Source organism: Flavobacteriales bacterium (genome assembly GCA_016712535.1).
Lineage (GTDB): Bacteria > Bacteroidota > Bacteroidia > Flavobacteriales_F > PHOS-HE28 > PHOS-HE28.
Window position 1 is genome coordinate 474,060 of sequence record JADJQW010000002.1, and the last position, 14,876, is coordinate 488,935.

17 protein-coding genes are annotated in these 14,876 nt (G+C 62.9%); 10 read left to right on the plus strand and 7 right to left on the minus strand.

What is annotated here, in order from left to right:
* The first annotated feature begins 26 nt into the window (after nt 1–26).
* The 9 genes from IPK70_01935 to IPK70_01975 all read left to right on the plus strand — a co-directional run bounded on the left by IPK70_01935 (nt 27) and on the right by IPK70_01975 (nt 9,065).
* On the plus strand, nt 27–1,535 hold the full coding sequence (locus IPK70_01935; GenBank protein MBK8225919.1) for a HAMP domain-containing histidine kinase: 1,509 nt from the start codon (nt 27–29) through the stop codon (nt 1,533–1,535).
* Nucleotides 1,536–1,543: 8 nt separating this feature from the next.
* Entirely contained in the window at nt 1,544–2,671 is a 1,128-nt protein-coding gene (hemW, locus tag IPK70_01940) for a radical SAM family heme chaperone HemW (GenBank protein MBK8225920.1), read from the plus strand.
* A complete protein-coding gene (locus IPK70_01945; GenBank protein MBK8225921.1) occupies nt 2,661–3,434 on the plus strand; it encodes a cyclase family protein in 774 nt (257 codons plus the stop codon). Before hemW ends, IPK70_01945 begins: the two co-directional genes overlap by 11 nt.
* Nucleotides 3,431–3,787: an MmcQ/YjbR family DNA-binding protein gene (locus IPK70_01950; protein MBK8225922.1), complete on the plus strand. Its 357-nt coding sequence runs from the start codon at nt 3,431–3,433 to the stop codon at nt 3,785–3,787. Before IPK70_01945 ends, IPK70_01950 begins: the two co-directional genes overlap by 4 nt.
* Nucleotides 3,788–3,947: 160 nt before the next feature.
* A complete protein-coding gene (locus IPK70_01955) occupies nt 3,948–4,523 on the plus strand; it encodes a DUF502 domain-containing protein (protein MBK8225923.1) in 576 nt (191 codons plus the stop codon).
* 39 nt (nt 4,524–4,562) lie between these two features.
* Entirely contained in the window at nt 4,563–5,429 is an 867-nt protein-coding gene (locus IPK70_01960; GenBank protein MBK8225924.1) for a hypothetical protein, read from the plus strand.
* A 29-nt stretch (nt 5,430–5,458) separates the two neighbouring features.
* A complete protein-coding gene (locus IPK70_01965; protein MBK8225925.1) occupies nt 5,459–6,424 on the plus strand; it encodes a DMT family transporter in 966 nt (321 codons plus the stop codon).
* 52 nt (nt 6,425–6,476) lie between these two features.
* The gene (gene ispG, locus IPK70_01970; GenBank protein MBK8225926.1) at nt 6,477–8,432 is read left to right on the plus strand and encodes a (E)-4-hydroxy-3-methylbut-2-enyl-diphosphate synthase; all 1,956 of its coding nucleotides are present in this window, start codon (nt 6,477–6,479) and stop codon (nt 8,430–8,432) included.
* Nucleotides 8,433–8,450: 18 nt separating this feature from the next.
* Nucleotides 8,451–9,065 carry a chromophore lyase CpcT/CpeT gene (locus IPK70_01975; protein MBK8225927.1) on the plus strand — a complete coding sequence of 205 codons (615 nt, stop codon included), beginning with the start codon at nt 8,451–8,453 and terminating at the stop codon, nt 9,063–9,065.
* Between the two features lie 301 nt (nt 9,066–9,366).
* Here IPK70_01975 and IPK70_01980 read toward each other — a convergent pair whose 3' ends face one another.
* Both IPK70_01980 and IPK70_01985 read right to left on the minus strand, forming a co-directional pair.
* On the minus strand, nt 9,367–9,654 hold the full coding sequence (locus IPK70_01980; protein ID MBK8225928.1) for a transcriptional regulator: 288 nt from the start codon (nt 9,652–9,654) through the stop codon (nt 9,367–9,369).
* On the minus strand, nt 9,635–10,222 hold the full coding sequence (locus tag IPK70_01985; protein ID MBK8225929.1) for a hypothetical protein: 588 nt from the start codon (nt 10,220–10,222) through the stop codon (nt 9,635–9,637). The genes IPK70_01980 and IPK70_01985 overlap by 20 nt, the downstream gene beginning before the upstream one ends.
* Nucleotides 10,223–10,293: 71 nt before the next feature.
* On the opposite strand from IPK70_01985, the gene IPK70_01990 reads away from it, so the two are divergent.
* The gene (locus IPK70_01990) at nt 10,294–10,935 is read left to right on the plus strand and encodes an NAD(P)H-binding protein (GenBank protein ID MBK8225930.1); all 642 of its coding nucleotides are present in this window, start codon (nt 10,294–10,296) and stop codon (nt 10,933–10,935) included.
* On the opposite strand, the gene IPK70_01995 is transcribed toward IPK70_01990, so the two are convergent.
* From IPK70_01995 to IPK70_02015, 5 genes are all read right to left on the minus strand, one after another.
* Nucleotides 10,932–12,044 (minus strand): peptidoglycan DD-metalloendopeptidase family protein, encoded by a 1,113-nt coding sequence (locus IPK70_01995; protein MBK8225931.1) that lies wholly within the window; start codon nt 12,042–12,044, stop codon nt 10,932–10,934. The two genes, IPK70_01990 and IPK70_01995, sit on opposite strands and share 4 nt — an antisense overlap.
* A complete protein-coding gene (locus tag IPK70_02000) occupies nt 12,029–12,205 on the minus strand; it encodes a hypothetical protein (GenBank protein ID MBK8225932.1) in 177 nt (58 codons plus the stop codon). The genes IPK70_01995 and IPK70_02000 overlap by 16 nt, the downstream gene beginning before the upstream one ends.
* Before the next feature lie 280 nt (nt 12,206–12,485).
* Nucleotides 12,486–13,154: a response regulator transcription factor gene (locus IPK70_02005; GenBank protein MBK8225933.1), complete on the minus strand. Its 669-nt coding sequence runs from the start codon at nt 13,152–13,154 to the stop codon at nt 12,486–12,488.
* Nucleotides 13,155–13,177: 23 nt separating this feature from the next.
* Nucleotides 13,178–13,840 (minus strand): response regulator transcription factor, encoded by a 663-nt coding sequence (locus IPK70_02010; GenBank protein ID MBK8225934.1) that lies wholly within the window; start codon nt 13,838–13,840, stop codon nt 13,178–13,180.
* Nucleotides 13,837–14,583, minus strand: coding sequence for a hypothetical protein (locus tag IPK70_02015; protein ID MBK8225935.1), 747 nt, complete (start codon nt 14,581–14,583; stop codon nt 13,837–13,839). The genes IPK70_02010 and IPK70_02015 overlap by 4 nt, the downstream gene beginning before the upstream one ends.
* Nucleotides 14,584–14,876 lie beyond the last annotated feature (293 nt).

Below are 14,876 nucleotides of genomic sequence, written 5' to 3' on the forward strand. Positions count from 1 at the left end.
TGCCGCCGGATAACGACCTTCACCCCGTGGACCTCTACTCCCGCAAGCAACGCTGGAAACTGGTGCTGGCCGCCGTGGCCATGCTGCTGGTGGGCGCCTCGCTGTGGTACAGCAGCCGCATCGTCGATGACATCCGCGCCGAGGAACGCCGCAAGGTGCGCCTCTGGGCCGAGGCCGTGCAGAACCGCGCCGAGCTGGTGAACTACACCGAGCGCCTCTTCGACCGGTTGCGGGAAGAGGAGCGCAAGAAGGTGCAGCTCTTCGCCGACGCCATGCAGCGCCTGGGCCGCGCGGACGATACCGACTTCTCCTTCTACCTCCGTGTAGTGCAGGACAACACCACCGTGCCCGTGGTGATCGTGGATGCCGAGAGCGAGGTGAAGTTCCACCGCAACCTCGACAGCGCCATCGTGAACCACCCGGAACGTCTGCGCACTGAGGTGGACAGCATGGCCGCGATGCACCCGGCCATCGAGATCGCCGTTCACGGCAATCAGAAGCAGTTCCTCTACTACAGCGACAGCAAGGTCTTCACGGAGCTGCAGGAGGTGATGGAGGGGATCATCCGGTCCTTCATCTCCGAGACGGTGATGAGCACCGCCAGCGTGCCGCTGATCTACACTGACAGCACGCGCAGCCGGATCCTGGAGTCCGCTAACATCGAAGAAGAACTGCTCACGGATACCGCTGCGCTGCTCGCGCGCACCGCGGCCATGGCGCAGGCGAATGCGCCCATCGCCATTGACCTGCCGGGCAAGGGCCGCAACTTCATCTTCTACGAGGAGACCGTTGTGATCCGGCAGTTGCGCTACTTCCCCTACGTGCAGCTCGCCATCCTCGCGCTCTTCCTGTTGGTGGCGTACGCGCTCTTCAGCGTGTTCCGCAACGCCGAGCAGAACCAGGTCTGGGTGGGCATGGCCAAGGAGACCGCGCACCAGTTGGGCACGCCGCTCAGCTCGCTCATGGCCTGGATCGAATTGCTCAAGGACCAAGGCACTGATCCGGCTGCCATCACCGAGATGCGCAAGGACCTGGACCGCCTTGAGGTGATCACCGAGCGCTTCTCGAAGATCGGCTCAGCGCCCGACCTCGCGCCGGAGAAGCTCTACCACACGCTGCGCGCCACCGTGCTCTACCTGCGACCGCGATTGCCCGCCCGCGCGCGCATCGAGGTGATCACGCCGGCCGACACCGAATTGCAAGTGCCGCTGAACCGTCCGCTCTTCAGCTGGGTGCTGGAGAACCTGATCCGCAACGCCGTCGATGCCATGGAAGGCGAAGGCTCCATCAACATCGAGATCGTCCCGGAGGGCGACCTGGTGCATGTGGACGTCGCGGATACGGGCAAGGGCATCCCGCCATCGCAGCACAAGACCGTGTTCCAGCCCGGCTATACCACCAAGAAGCGCGGCTGGGGCCTCGGCCTCTCGCTCACCAAGCGCATCATCGAGCAGTACCACGGTGGGAAGATCTTCGTGCGGAAGAGCGCGCCGGGGAAGGGCACGACCTTCAGGATTTCGTTGAAGGCTCATTGATCCTGCCAATGGCGGGGCTGTACATCCATATCCCCTTCTGCAAGCGTGCCTGCACGTATTGCGATTTCCATTTCAGCACTTCTGGGAAAGGTCAAGAAGCCCTGCTCGATGCCATGGAGAAAGAGCTCTTGTTCCGCTCTCAAGAGCTCGGCGATGCACCGGTCGGCACCATCTACTTCGGCGGCGGCACGCCCAGCCTGCTGGAGCCTGCGCGCATCGCTTCGTTCATTCAGCTCGCGCATGATCTCGTCCGCGTTCAGCGCGATGCCGAAGTGACCTTGGAAGCGAATCCCGACGACATCACGCCGGAGCGCCTGGAGCAATGGAAGTCGATGGGCATCAGGCGCCTGAGCCTCGGCACGCAGAGCTTCCGCGAGGACCGTTTGAGGTGGATGGGCCGCGCGCACAACGCCGGGCAGGCCTTGAAGAGCATCGCGCTCATCGCCAAGGCGGGCTTCGCCTCTTGGACCATCGACTTGATATACGGACTGCCGGGAATGACGTTGGAGGAATGGGACGAGCAGCTCACCATCGCCCTGGATCATGGCATGCCGCATTTGAGCGCCTACTGCCTCACCGTGGAAGCGAAGACCGCTCTGGCGCACCAAGTGAAGAAGGCGATGGTGACCATGCCCGGCGATGCGGACCAGAGCGCACAGTTCGACCGGCTGATGGAGCGCATGGAGGCGGCAGGCTTGGAGCACTATGAGATCAGCAATTTCGGATTGCCCGGCCACCGCTCACGGCACAACTCCAGCTACTGGGAAGGCGTGCCCTATCTCGGTGTCGGGCCTTCGGCGCATTCGTTCGACGGCAGCAAGCGCCGCTGGAATGTGGCGAACAACGCACGCTACCAGAAAGCAGTGCAGCAGGGCGAACCCTATTGGGAGGAAGAAACCCTCAACCCGGCGCAGCGCACGAACGAGCGCCTGCTCACCGGATTGCGCACGAGCAGGGGCGTGGAACTGGCCCGACTGGAACTGGACGTGCTCGGTCATCAACGCAAGGCCGTTGAGCGATGGATGGCCACGGGCCACCTCGAGCACCGCGATGGGCGGTTAGTTTTGACCAGAGCGGGCAGGCTCTTCGCGGACCGCATCGCGAGCGACCTGTTCTTCACCTCCGATGATCGCTGAGATCACCCATCGTGGCCGCACCATCAAAGTGGACCTTGCGAAGCCGCTGGACCTCTCGCTGCCGCTGAGCGGGAAAGGTCCGCGTGCCTGGTATGTGGGTCCGGTGGTGATCGAGCCGGTGCGCTCACGCGATGAGGCTGGCCTGGAGAAGGTCTATGCCGTGAAGGACGGCGCGCCGGTGAATTTCCGCAACGTGTCCTTCAACCCGCATGGGCACGGCACGCACACCGAGAGCGTGGGGCACATCAGTCCGGAGATCCAAGCGGTGGGCAACCTGCTGAAGCGCTTCTTCTTCTTCGCGCAAGTGGTGAGCTTGCGGCCTGAGACGCGCCGGGCGCCTGACCAGCGCGAGGACCGCGTGATCACCTTGGAGCAGTTGCGCAGCATGGTGAACGAGCGGCCGCCGGAAGCGCTCGTGCTGCGCACCCTGCCGAACGATGGCGATGCCGCAACGCGCGAATGGAGCGGCAGCAATCCATGTTACCTGCAGAGCACGGCCTGCGCGTGGCTGCGCAGCATCGGCGTGAAGCACCTGCTGCTCGACCTGCCCAGCGTGGATCGCGAAGAGGATGGAGGGGTGCTGGCGGCGCACCATGCCTTCTGGGATTACCCGGCCACCATCGACCTGGAGCGCACCATCACGGAGATGATCCATGTGCCGGGCGAAGCGCCCGATGGCGACTACCTGCTCGAGCTGCAATTGCCGCACCTGATCAATGATGCAGCGCCGAGCCGTCCGGTGCTGTACGCCCTGCTGCCATGACCGCTGCCGATCTTCAGGCTTATTGTGAGAAGAAGCCCGGGGTGAGCTGGGACACGCCCTTCGGCCCCGATGTGCTCGTGTTCCGCGTGGCGGGTAAGATCTTCATGCTGACGCCTTTGGATGAGCCAGGCACCGTCAACCTGAAGTGCGACCCGGAGCGCGCGGTGGAATTGCGTGCGCGCTATGAGGGCATCGTGCCGGGCTTCCACATGAACAAGCAGCATTGGAACACAGTGGACGTCACGGGCTCCGTTCCGCGCAAGCTGTTGCTGGAGCTGATCGATCACAGCTATGAGCTGGTAAGGGCGAGTTTGCCGAAGAAAGTGCAGGCTGAGTTGAAGGTTGGAGGTTGATTTTGGGGTTGAGGGTTGGACTCGACATTCAACCTTTAGATGAGGCCAACGCGTGGGCTGCAACTTTCAACCCTCAACCTGCTTCGTGCCAACGGGCAACCCTCAACCATCTTCCAATTCAACCTTCAACCCCCATCGCACCGGTACATTCGCCCGCGCTATGCCCCTCAACGCCCGCCGCAGCAGCCGTATCGTACTGGGATACTTCTTCAGGGGCCTGCTCTTGCTTGTTCCGATCACCGTGATCATATGGGCGGTTTGGCGCGTGCTCGCCTTCCTCGACGGGATCATCCCCATCGAGATCCCGGGCCTGGGAATCCTCACGCTGCTGGCCATCATCACGATCGTGGGCTGGCTGGGCAGCACGATCTTCTTCCAGCCGCTGGCGGAGATCGGTGACGAGGTGCTGCAGAAGGTGCCCGTGATCAAGACCATGTACGGCGCGCTCAAGGACATGATGGAGGCGCTGGTGGGCAGCAAGCGGAAGTTCGATCGGCCGGTGCTGTGGAAGCTCGGCGGATTGGAAGCGGAGCGGCTCGGCTTCATCACGCAAGAAGACCTCGAGCATTTGGGGATCGGCCCGGAAAAGGTGGCCGTGTACATGCCGCATTCCTTCGCGTGGAGCGGGAACGTCTTCATAGTGCCGCGCGCCAATGTGCGCCCGCTGGACGCGAACCCCGCCGATGTGATGAAATTCGCCGTGAGCGGCGGCGTGTCGAAGGTGGATGATGAGTGACGGATCCGCTGCGGCACGTCCATTGACTGAACGACCGGCATGAAACATCTCGCGCTCAGCGCTGCTTCCGTTCTCATCTCTGCCTGGCTCAATGCGCAGTCCGCCGTGAGCGTCTCTTCCTTCCCATTCAGCAATGGCGTGCACCCTACGCTCAGCTTCCAATTCGAGGGCACGGATGTGAAGTACGTGGAGTCGTGGTGGAAGGATGAGCTGAAGCGGGTGAGCCGCGAGGTGAGCAGCAAGAAGGAAGTGATCGGCGCGGGCGCCCTGCTGCCGCAGATCACCGGCGATACCGTGCGCGTGCTGTTGAAGGCTGAGCAGCGCAAGGGAGCGCCGTTCACCGTGGCGCATGCAGCCTTCCTCACCCGGGAGGGCTGGTTGGGGCCGAGCAGCGATGCCAGGGCCTTTGAAGGTGCCAAGGCCTACGTGCAGCAGCAGAGCACCATGCTTCGGCGGCAGCTCGCTCAGCAAGAGCTCACCATTGCCGACAAGGGGCTGGCCAAGCTGAACCAGGAGCTGAGCAACCTGCAGCGCGAGAAGGAGCGCATGGAATCGAGCATCGAGAAGGCGAAGCAGCGCGCCGCAGAGGCGGTGCAGGAGCAGGAGCGCCTGGTCCAGGAGCATGAAGAGCTGGCGAAGAAGGTTGACGCGCAGCGCAAGGAGAACGCCGCCGAGCCGGACGCAGAAGGGGAGAAGGCCCTTGCCGCGCTGCTCAAGGAGCAGAGCAGGTCGCAAGCGAGGCACGCGAAGGCTATCGCGGAGGAGGCTGATCAGAAGAAGAAGGCCGAAGAACTGGCTTGGGACGTGAAGAAGAACCTCGAAGCCCAGGAGCGCAAGCGCGGCGATATCGCCAAGCAGGAGCAGCTCGTGCAGGCCATGCGCGAGAAGCTCGATTCCATTCGCTGAGGGGCGGCTCCTCTACCTTGGCGCGCTCGATGCGCAGCCGCACTCAGGCTCTATGGGTCCTGCACCTCACGGTCTTCCTCTGGGGTTTCACGGGCATCTTCGGCAAGCTGATCCAACAGGGCACCCTGCACCTGGTGTACACGCGCACGATCATCGCGGCCCTCGGACTCGCGGTGGCGGCGGTGATCATGAAGCGCTCGCTCTCCTGGCGCACGCCGAAGCTGGGCATCTACCTGCTCACGGGACTCATCATCACGGGCCATTGGATCACCTTCTATGGGGCCATCAAGATCAGCACGGCCAGCATCGCGGCGGCCTGCTTGAGCACGAGCACGGTGTTCACGGCTTTGCTGGAGCCGATCTGGTTCAAGCGCAAGGTGCGCGGGTATGAGGTGGTGCTCGGCCTGATCGTGATCGCGGCACTGCTGCTGATCTTCGGATTGGAGACCGATCACCGCTGGGGCATCGTGGTGGGCGTGGTCAGCGCCCTGCTCAGCGCATGGTTCAACATCATCAATGCGGTGCTGGTGCACAAGGACGACCCCGTGCGCATCAGCTTCTACGAGATCGCGAGCGTGGCAGCCTTCATGCTCCTCATCCTCCTCGCCATCCCATTCATCCAGGATATCGGCATCACGGGGCTCGCTGGTGCGCTGGCCGATCAGGACGGATTGCCGCCACCGCTCTGGGAGCTGCCCACTAGCGACATCATCTATCACCTGTTGCTCGGACTGGTCTGCACCTCCTTGCCCTTCGTCACGGGCATCCTCGTCATGCGCAAGCTCTCGGCCTTCACGGTCATGCTCACCGTGAACCTGGAGCCGGTGTACACCATCTTGATCGCCCTGCTGATCTGGGGCGCAGAGGAGAAGCTGCGCACGGGCTCCTACCTCGGGATTGCGCTCATCCTCATCTGCCTCTTCGTGAACGGCTGGTACCACCGCCGCATGAGCGCGAAGGAGATGGCTGAGCCGGATCCTCTGAGCCACGGCTGAACCGGGCACCGCCCTCCGGTGTTGCCCGGTACCTTCGCCGCCTTCGCATCCCATGTCCGAGACCAAGATCATCGCCCCCTGGCAGTATTGCCCCAGCCTCACGCGCTACGAGCGCTGGCGCACCCGCGAAGTGCGCATTGGTGGAATCGGCATCGGCGGCTCCAACCCCATCCGGGTGCAGAGCATGACCACCACGGATACGATGGACACCGCCGCCACCGTGGCCCAGAGCATCCGCATGATCGAGGCCGGCTGTGAGCTGGTGCGCATCACCGCGCCGAGCAAGAAGGACGCGGAGAACCTCGCGGAGATCAAGAGGCAGCTGCGCGCGGCGGGCTTCGATACGCCGCTGGTGGCCGATATCCACTTCACGCCGAATGCCGCTGAAGTGGCAGCGCGCATCGTGGAGAAGGTGCGCGTGAATCCCGGCAATTACGTGGACAAGAAGAAGTTCGACGTGCGTGAGTACACCGATGCCGAGTACGCCCACGAACTGGAGCGCATCCGCGAGCGCTTCACCCCGTTGGTGCGCATCTGCAAGGAGCACGGCACCGCCATGCGCATCGGCACCAACCACGGCAGCCTCAGCGACCGCATCCTGAACCGCTACGGCGATACGCCACAGGGCATGGTCGAGAGCGCCTTTGAGTTCCTGCGCATCTGCCGCGACGAGGGCTATCACGACATCGTGCTGAGCATGAAGGCCAGCAACGTGCAGGTGATGGTGCAGGCTTACCGACTGCTCGTTCACCGCATGATGCAGGAAGGCTGGGACTATCCGCTTCACCTGGGCGTGACCGAAGCCGGGGATGGCGAAGACGGGCGCGTGAAGAGCGCAGCAGGTATCGGCGCGCTGCTGGAGGATGGCCTCGGCGACACCGTGCGCGTGAGCCTCACCGAGGAGCCGGAGGCGGAGATACCTGTCGCCCGCGCCTTGGTGGACCGTTATGCGAAGCGTCGTGGCCATGAAGCGATTCCGGATATCGAGCAAGCGCCATTGGATCCCTTCTCGCATGCACGCCGCAGCGCACGCGAGGTCCTCAACATCGGTGCGCGGCACGTGCCCGTGGTGATGGCTGATTTGAGCAACCGGAAGGAGATCACCCCCGCCACGCTTTTCGCATGGGGCTATCGCTACAGCGTGCCGCTGGACAAGTGGAATATCACCGACCAGGCCTGCGACTACGCGTTCACCGGGAAGAACACCATCGGCTTCGAGATCCCAGGCACGCTCGGCATCGTGCAGGAGCATGCGGTCTGGCTGACCAACCAAGCCAAGGAGCGCCACTATCCCTTCATCAACAAGAAGGAATACCTCGGAGGAAGGGCGCTGCATCCGCAGCTGAACTTCGTGTACGCCACGCTGACCGAGCTGGATGGACCCTTCATCGCCAAACTGAAGGAAGACGCCACCGCTGCATTGCTGATCGACTCATACAATGCGCACGGCATGGCCGAGCAGCGCCGCCTCTTCTTCGAGTTGATGGCCAAGGAGTGCCCGGTGCCGGTGATCATCGGCCGCGCCTATGGCGACATCACCAACGAGGCGCTCGTGCTCGAGAGCAGCACCGACATCGGTCCGCTGTTGATCGATGGCCTGGGCGATGGGATCTTCATCGCCGATGAGAAGGGAGGACGCGAGGACCTCGTCTGCCGCACGGCCTTCGGCATCCTGCAGGCCACGCGCACGCGCACCAGCAAGACCGAATACATCAGCTGCCCCAGTTGCGGCCGCACGCTCTTCGACCTGCAAGAGACCACGGCGAAGATCCGCGCGCGCACCAGTCACTTGAAAGGAGTGAAGATCGGCATCATGGGCTGCATCGTTAATGGCCCCGGCGAGATGGCTGATGCCGATTTCGGGTACGTGGGCACCGGCAACGGCGTGATCACGCTCTACCGCGAGAAGGAAGTGGTGAAGCGCAACGTGCCCAGTGCCCAGGCCGTGGACGAATTGATCGCGCTGATCAAGGAGCACGGGATGTGGGTGGATCAGGCGGAGAACTAGCGAACCAGGATCACGACCATGCGCAACGCCCTTCTACTCGCGCTCTTCCTTACGGCAGGAAACGCCGCCGCCCAGCGCACACGTGCGCTTGAGGCCCTCGCCATGACCTTGGAAGGCTCATATACCAGCGCGGAACAGGCTGCGGCCGACACCAACTACTTCAACATCGAACTGGAGATGGTGCGCATCTGGGCGAAGCGCAAGGATGGCGCGTGGTTCTATGTGGAGCAGGCCGCCGCCGAAAGCAAGTCCAAGCCTTACCGCCAGCGCGTCTATCGGCTCACCGAGGTGAATGACAGCACTTTCCGCAGTGAGATCCACACCATCCGCAGCGGCGAGCGCTACTTCGGCGCCTACAAGGATTTCAGCCTCCTGGCTCAGCTGCACCCGGATTCCATCGATGTGATGGAAGGCTGCGCCATCACCTTGCAGCGTTACAAGAGCATCTATCAAGGGAGCACGAATGGCCGCGATTGCCCGAACTCGCGCAGCGGTGCGGCCTATGCCACGAGTGAAGTGACCATCCGCAGCGACCGGATGATCAGTTGGGACCGCGGCTACGACGATGCGGGCAAGCAGGTCTGGGGCGCAACCAAGGGCGGATACGTCTTCCTGAAGAAGCGCAAGTACTGAACGCGCCGAGGCCGCGCCTTACGGGACGCGGCCTCGATGCCTATGGTGTATGGAACGTGGTTCACTCTTGGGCGGCCACTTCGGCGGTGGCCTTCTCCTGTTCGGCGGCGCTGCCATTGCTGGCGGCCACGCATACCAGGAGGATCAGCAGCACGGCTGCTTGAAGGAGGGTGCGGTGCTTGGTCTGCATGGTGTGGTTCGTTGCGGTATGGCCCTGTGAACGGGCCTTGCTCGCAGCGGTTCCAGCATTTCGACGGTCCAGTACTGGTGATCGACGGAGCCTGTCAAGCCCCTTCGGCCATCATTTCCCCAAGTAGCCTTTGATCGCCGCCACATAGGCCTCGAACGCGGCAAGTCCGGCCAAGGATACCCTGCACGAGGTATTGGGATAATTGTCCTTGAAGCTTTTGCTGACCTCAATGTAGCCCGCCTCTTTCAGCTTGCTGATCTGCACGCTCAGATTGCCGCGCGTGGCGCCCGTTTTCTCCAGGATGAAGTTGAAATCGGCGCTTTCCACCGAGACTAAAAGGCTCATCACCGCCAGCCGCAACTGGTTGTGCAGCACGGGGTCAAGCGGCGCGAAGGCCATCCTCTTGGCGTTTGAGCAGGATTCCGGGGATGATGTAGCCCAGCCCCATCGCCCCGCAATAGAGCGCGGTGAGCAAACCTGCCTGATCCGTGAAGTGCATGGCGATGCCGGCCGCCCAGAAGAGCAGTCCGCCGAAGATCAATGGCCGGAAACGCAGGATCTGGCCCGTCATGAAAGTGGGGATGCCGGTGAGCAAGGTGACCATCGCCCCGGGGTCCCGATTGTCCAACACGCTCACCACGATGGTGATGATCATGGTGATCACGAATGAGGACCACAGCCATCCGATGACCCCATCCATAGGGTTGCTCACGGGCTCCTGCCGCCCTTGTCGCGCGCCATGGATCGAACTGATGATGCCGCCGCCGATTCCCGCTACGCCCCAAGGCATGCCGTGCCGTATGGCCGGGTCGAGGTCGGCAAGCAGATAGGTGGCCAGCATAGCCCCGGTGAGCAGGACTCCCCAGAGCAGGAAGTAGAAGCTGAAACGGCTGAAGCTGCGCTTGGCCTGGCCAATCATGCTTTCAATGATCTTCAGGCTTTGTTCAGGTGTGAGTGGGTTTTCCATGGTTGTGTCGTTTCGGGGTCAAACGTAGATAAGTTTATGAGACAAACCAAATTCGTTCGTCATTTCGCATCATGAACATGCTCGTGGCAGGTGGAAGCGGCTTGGTAGGCAGAGCCGTTCTGGAAGCGGCAATCCAATCCGAACAGATTAAAAAGATAATCGCGCTGCTTCGGCGGCCCATCGACTTGAGTAGCTCGAAACTCGAGGCCTGGCTCCCGGCCGAAGGCGATTTGCTGACCGCGTTGAGGCCCCAGCCGGTGGATGCGGTGATCTGCTGCCTTGGCACCACCATCCGCAATGCAGGCGGCGATCAGTCCAAGTTCATCGCGGTGGACAAGGACCTGGTGCTCGGTTTGGCGCGTTGGGCCAGGGAGCAGGGCGTACCGGCCTTCGCGGTGGTGAGCGCGATCGGCGCTGATGCGGAGTCGCGCGTGTTCTACAACCGGGTGAAAGGCGAGATGGAAGAAGGACTGAAGGCGATGAGTTTCCCGGAGCTGCACATCTTCCAGCCATCGATCCTCAAAGGTCCGCGCAACGAGAAGCGACTGGGCGAGCGCATCGGCATCGCAGTGATGAGCGCGATCGCGCCGCTACTGCCGGATGACTACGAACCCATGGCCCACGATGCGTTGGCGAAGGCCTTGATCAACTGCGTCGGCACGCCGGGTGGTACGCACACGTACCGCGCGATCCGCGCGTTGGCGGGCTCTTAGAAGTTCACCATCCTTCCTTCAGCCAATGCGAGCTCGGCCTGGTCGAGCTGTGCGCTCAGGCTATCGCGGGCCGCATCGAAGGCGGGTCGCAGCTCTTGTGCGATGGGTTCCGCGCTGGGGAACTCCTCTTTGCGATGATCCACCTGCGTTCCGTTCTTCCAGAAGCGGAAGCACACGTGCGGACCCGTGGCCAGGCCGGTGCTGCCCACCTCGCCGATCACATCGCCCTGCTGCACGCGCTGGCCCTGCTTCACCAGGATCTTCCGCATGTGCAGGTATTGCGTGCTGTACACGCCGTTGTGCCGGATCTTCACGAAGTTGCCGTTGCCGCCGGTTCGGCCTGCCTGCTCCACCACGCCATCGCCCACGGAAAGGATCGGTGTTCCGTACGGTGCCGCGTAATCGGTGCCGAGATGCGCCTTCATCACCTTCTGCACCGGATGCAGCCGCTTGCCGCTGAAGCCCGATGAGATGCGGCTGAATTTCAACGGCGCTCTCAGGAAAGCCTTGCGCAGGCTGTTTCCTTCATCATCGAAGTAGGCGGCCTCCTTGCCCTCGCCGAATCGGAAAGCGGCCTTCACCTTATCGCCGTTGATGTAGCGCGCGGCCAGGATCTGCGGCGCACCCACGCGCTTGCCCTCCACGCTGCGCTCAGCATAGGCCACGCTGAACACATCGCCTTTCTGGATGCGGTAGAAATCGACCGTCCACGCGAACACCTCACTGAGCAGCACGGCCAGCATGGGGTCGGCGCCGGCTTTCGCCAGGTCGTTGTACAGCGCGCCGGTCACCGTGGCAGCGATGGCATGCTGGGTTACCGTTACCGCGCGCTCACCGAGCGTGACGTACTCGTTGCCGGGCAGCAGATGGAAGACGACGTACTGGATGGGATCGGCCTCGTAGATGAAATAGTGGGGCGCGGCGCCTTCGCGATCGGGAGCGATGAACGCATACGGATGCCCAGCCCGCAGCTTGCGCACATCGAAGAGCCCCTCTGCCTTCGACACCAGTGCCTCGACCACCGATGCGGAAACGCCCTCCGTGCCCAGCAATCCGCCGAAGCTCGCGCCGCTCTTCACGGTGCCCTCGCGCATCACGAGGCTGTCCATGGTGATGCCATAAGCCGAAGGCGGCGGAAGGGCACCACCACGGTGTCCTCCAAGGGCTGCTCCTCCACGTACTCCACGCGAGGCCCCAGATCAACACTGAAGAAGACGAAGACCAGCGCCCCCGCCAGCACCACTAGCCCGAGCTGCACCCACCTTTTCATGCGGGCAAGAAAGGCGCTTGCCCCCAGTGTTGACCGTGGACATGCCTGAGCATTTCCACCATGCTCTGTTATCGGGCCATCGGAAGCCGGCGGATTTCGTCAGGCCCATGGATGCGCAGCACCTTTTTGAGCACTCCCTCCAAACTGTCTTTCACCGGGCCAATGCAACGGATGGTGCGCGCCTGTTGCATGGGCGCCCAAGAGAGGTGATGGGCGTAGGGCGGGTGAATATGACCAGATGTGTTCCCACAGCTATCCAAGAAAGAAGGGGGGGTCATTTCTAACCCCCCTTCGCGAGCAGGCCCCATTTATAAGCGAAGATCACCAGCCCGGCCTTGCTCTTGATCTCGAACTTGTGGAAGATGTTCTCGCGGTAGCCGTTCACGGTATTCTGGGCCACGCCCATCTGCTTGGCCACTTGCTCGTAGGTGGGCTCTGATTCGTGGCACACCGCGCGGATGAACTCGATCTCGCGCGGGCTCAGGTTCGCGACCACGCGCAAGCGGGCTGCTTCGTGGGCGCTAGGGGTCACGGGCATGCCGCGCTCCACCAGGTCCTCGTTGATGTAATGCCCGAGGGTGGCCACTTGCTGAAGCGCTTCGCTGAATAGTCCGCGGCCCACGTTCTTCGGCAGGAAACCGCAGGCCCCTGCGCGCAAGGCCTTGGCCAGCGTGGCGTCGTCCTTGTCGAAGGTGAGGGCGAGGGCACGCGTCTGGGGCTGGTGCTCGCGGATCCAGGCGATGGTGGCGTAGCCGTCCATCACGGGCATATGCAGATCAACGATGGCCACGGCCACACGGGCGCCGTTTGCGGCGGCTTGCACGTATTCCTGTCCATTCTCGGCCTGCACCACCACGTCGTAGCCGCCGATCAGCGCGATCAGGTCGGTCAGTGCGTTTCGGAAGAGCGTATGGTCATCGACCAAGGCGATCGGGATGCGCGGGGTCATCAGAGCAATCGGTTTGAGTTCATTCAATCGAGCAGGTTCCAGCGCAAGGCGAAGAGCACGAGGCCGGTCTTGCTCCTCACGCCGAACTTATCGAAGAGTTGGATGCGGTAGTTGTCCACGGTGCGCCGATGCAGGCCCATGATCTCGGCGATCCGGTCGTACGTGAACTCCTCCTCGTCGCAAACGAGGCGCAGCAAATGCATTTCCCGATCGGTGATGAGCTCCAGCAATTCAGCGCGCTCGCGCTCGCGCGGCGTCAGGCGGTCCGGGTTGCCTGCGAGCACCCCGTTCAGGTCGTCGTTGTGGTAATAGCCTGTCAAGCGGATGCTGTCGAGGGCGAGGCGCAGCACTTCGGGCTTGGCGTTCTTGAGCAGGAAACCCCGGGCACCGGCACGGACGGCCCGCAGCATGGCTTCCTCGGTGGCCTCGAAGGTGAGGGCCATCGGCAGGATCTCCGGACGGTTCTTGCTGAGCCAGGCGATGGTGTCCCAGCCATCCATCACCGGCATGTTCAGGTCGATGATGGCCAGTTGCGGCGATGCTTGGGCAAGCCCCAGCCTTTCGATCATCTCAGCGCCATGCCCTGCTTCCAATGTCACCTGGTAATCGCCGAGCGCGTTCACGGTGGCAGCCAAGCCAGTCCGTACCAAGTGATGGTCGTCCACCAAGGCGATGCGGTGCTTCATGCCTCCTTCGGCGTTAGGATCCAAGCAGTGCCGTTGCTGTCCATTCGGGCGGTGAATCCGATTACGCCGCACCGGCGGCTCACCGCGTGAAGCGCCTCCGCTTCGCGGAGTGCTTCGGCATCGGTGCTCTGGCCATCGGATTCCACGCGCAACTGGAGCGGGCCCTCCGCATCAACCGTGATGTCGAGCTGCGCGGTGCGCGCTCGCTTCAGGGCCAGGCTGATGAGCTGCTGGCAGCTATTGTAGAGGATGACGCGCTCGTCCTCGCTCAGCGTAGGCGGGAGCCCCAGCTCCTTCAGCGTTACGCCTATTCGGGACACCCGTCGAAGGCGGTCCGCATCGAGCGCGATCCGCTCGGAAAGCGGCAGGTCGCTGCCCAAGCCGGCACGCAGCGCAACGGTGGTGGTGCGCAGTTCAGCGATCGCCTGGTCGATCACCTCGGTGGTGGCCTGCAGCCGATCATCGGGTGAGGCATCGAGCGCGCCGCGCAATTTGAGCTGTGCCGCACTGAGCAGCTGGCCTACGCTCTCGTGCAGGTCCTTGGCGGCTTCACGCATTTCCTGTCGCGCCGTCTCGCCAGTGGCATCGAGCAGGGCCTGCAGCCTCATGCCTTCGCTCCGTGCCGAGGCTGATGCGGAGCGGGCATTGAGCAAGGCGCAGAGCAAGGCGAGCGCGGCCAATGTCAGCCCAGTGATCAGCACGGCGAGCCAGCTGTACGATTGCAGGGTGAGCACGGCGAGCATGGCGATCCGATGTGCGGTGCAAGGTGCGGCACGACGTTGCTTTCGGTGAAATGGGGAGGGGGGTCATTTCTGACCGGGTGGCCCGGCAGGATGCTCCGGAAGGCGTGGTTTCAATCGAGCCTGATCCGCCAGGCCAGCAAAGAGCGCATGCATGGCGCATCGGCGTTGGCATCGTCGGCGGAGTTGCCCGCTGGTTCCCGTTGATGCGTCGGAATCGCCATCGCGGGCCCAGACGCCGTTCTAATGCGAGCGGCGTCAGGAGCGAATCATGCTGCATCATTCGGGCACAAGCA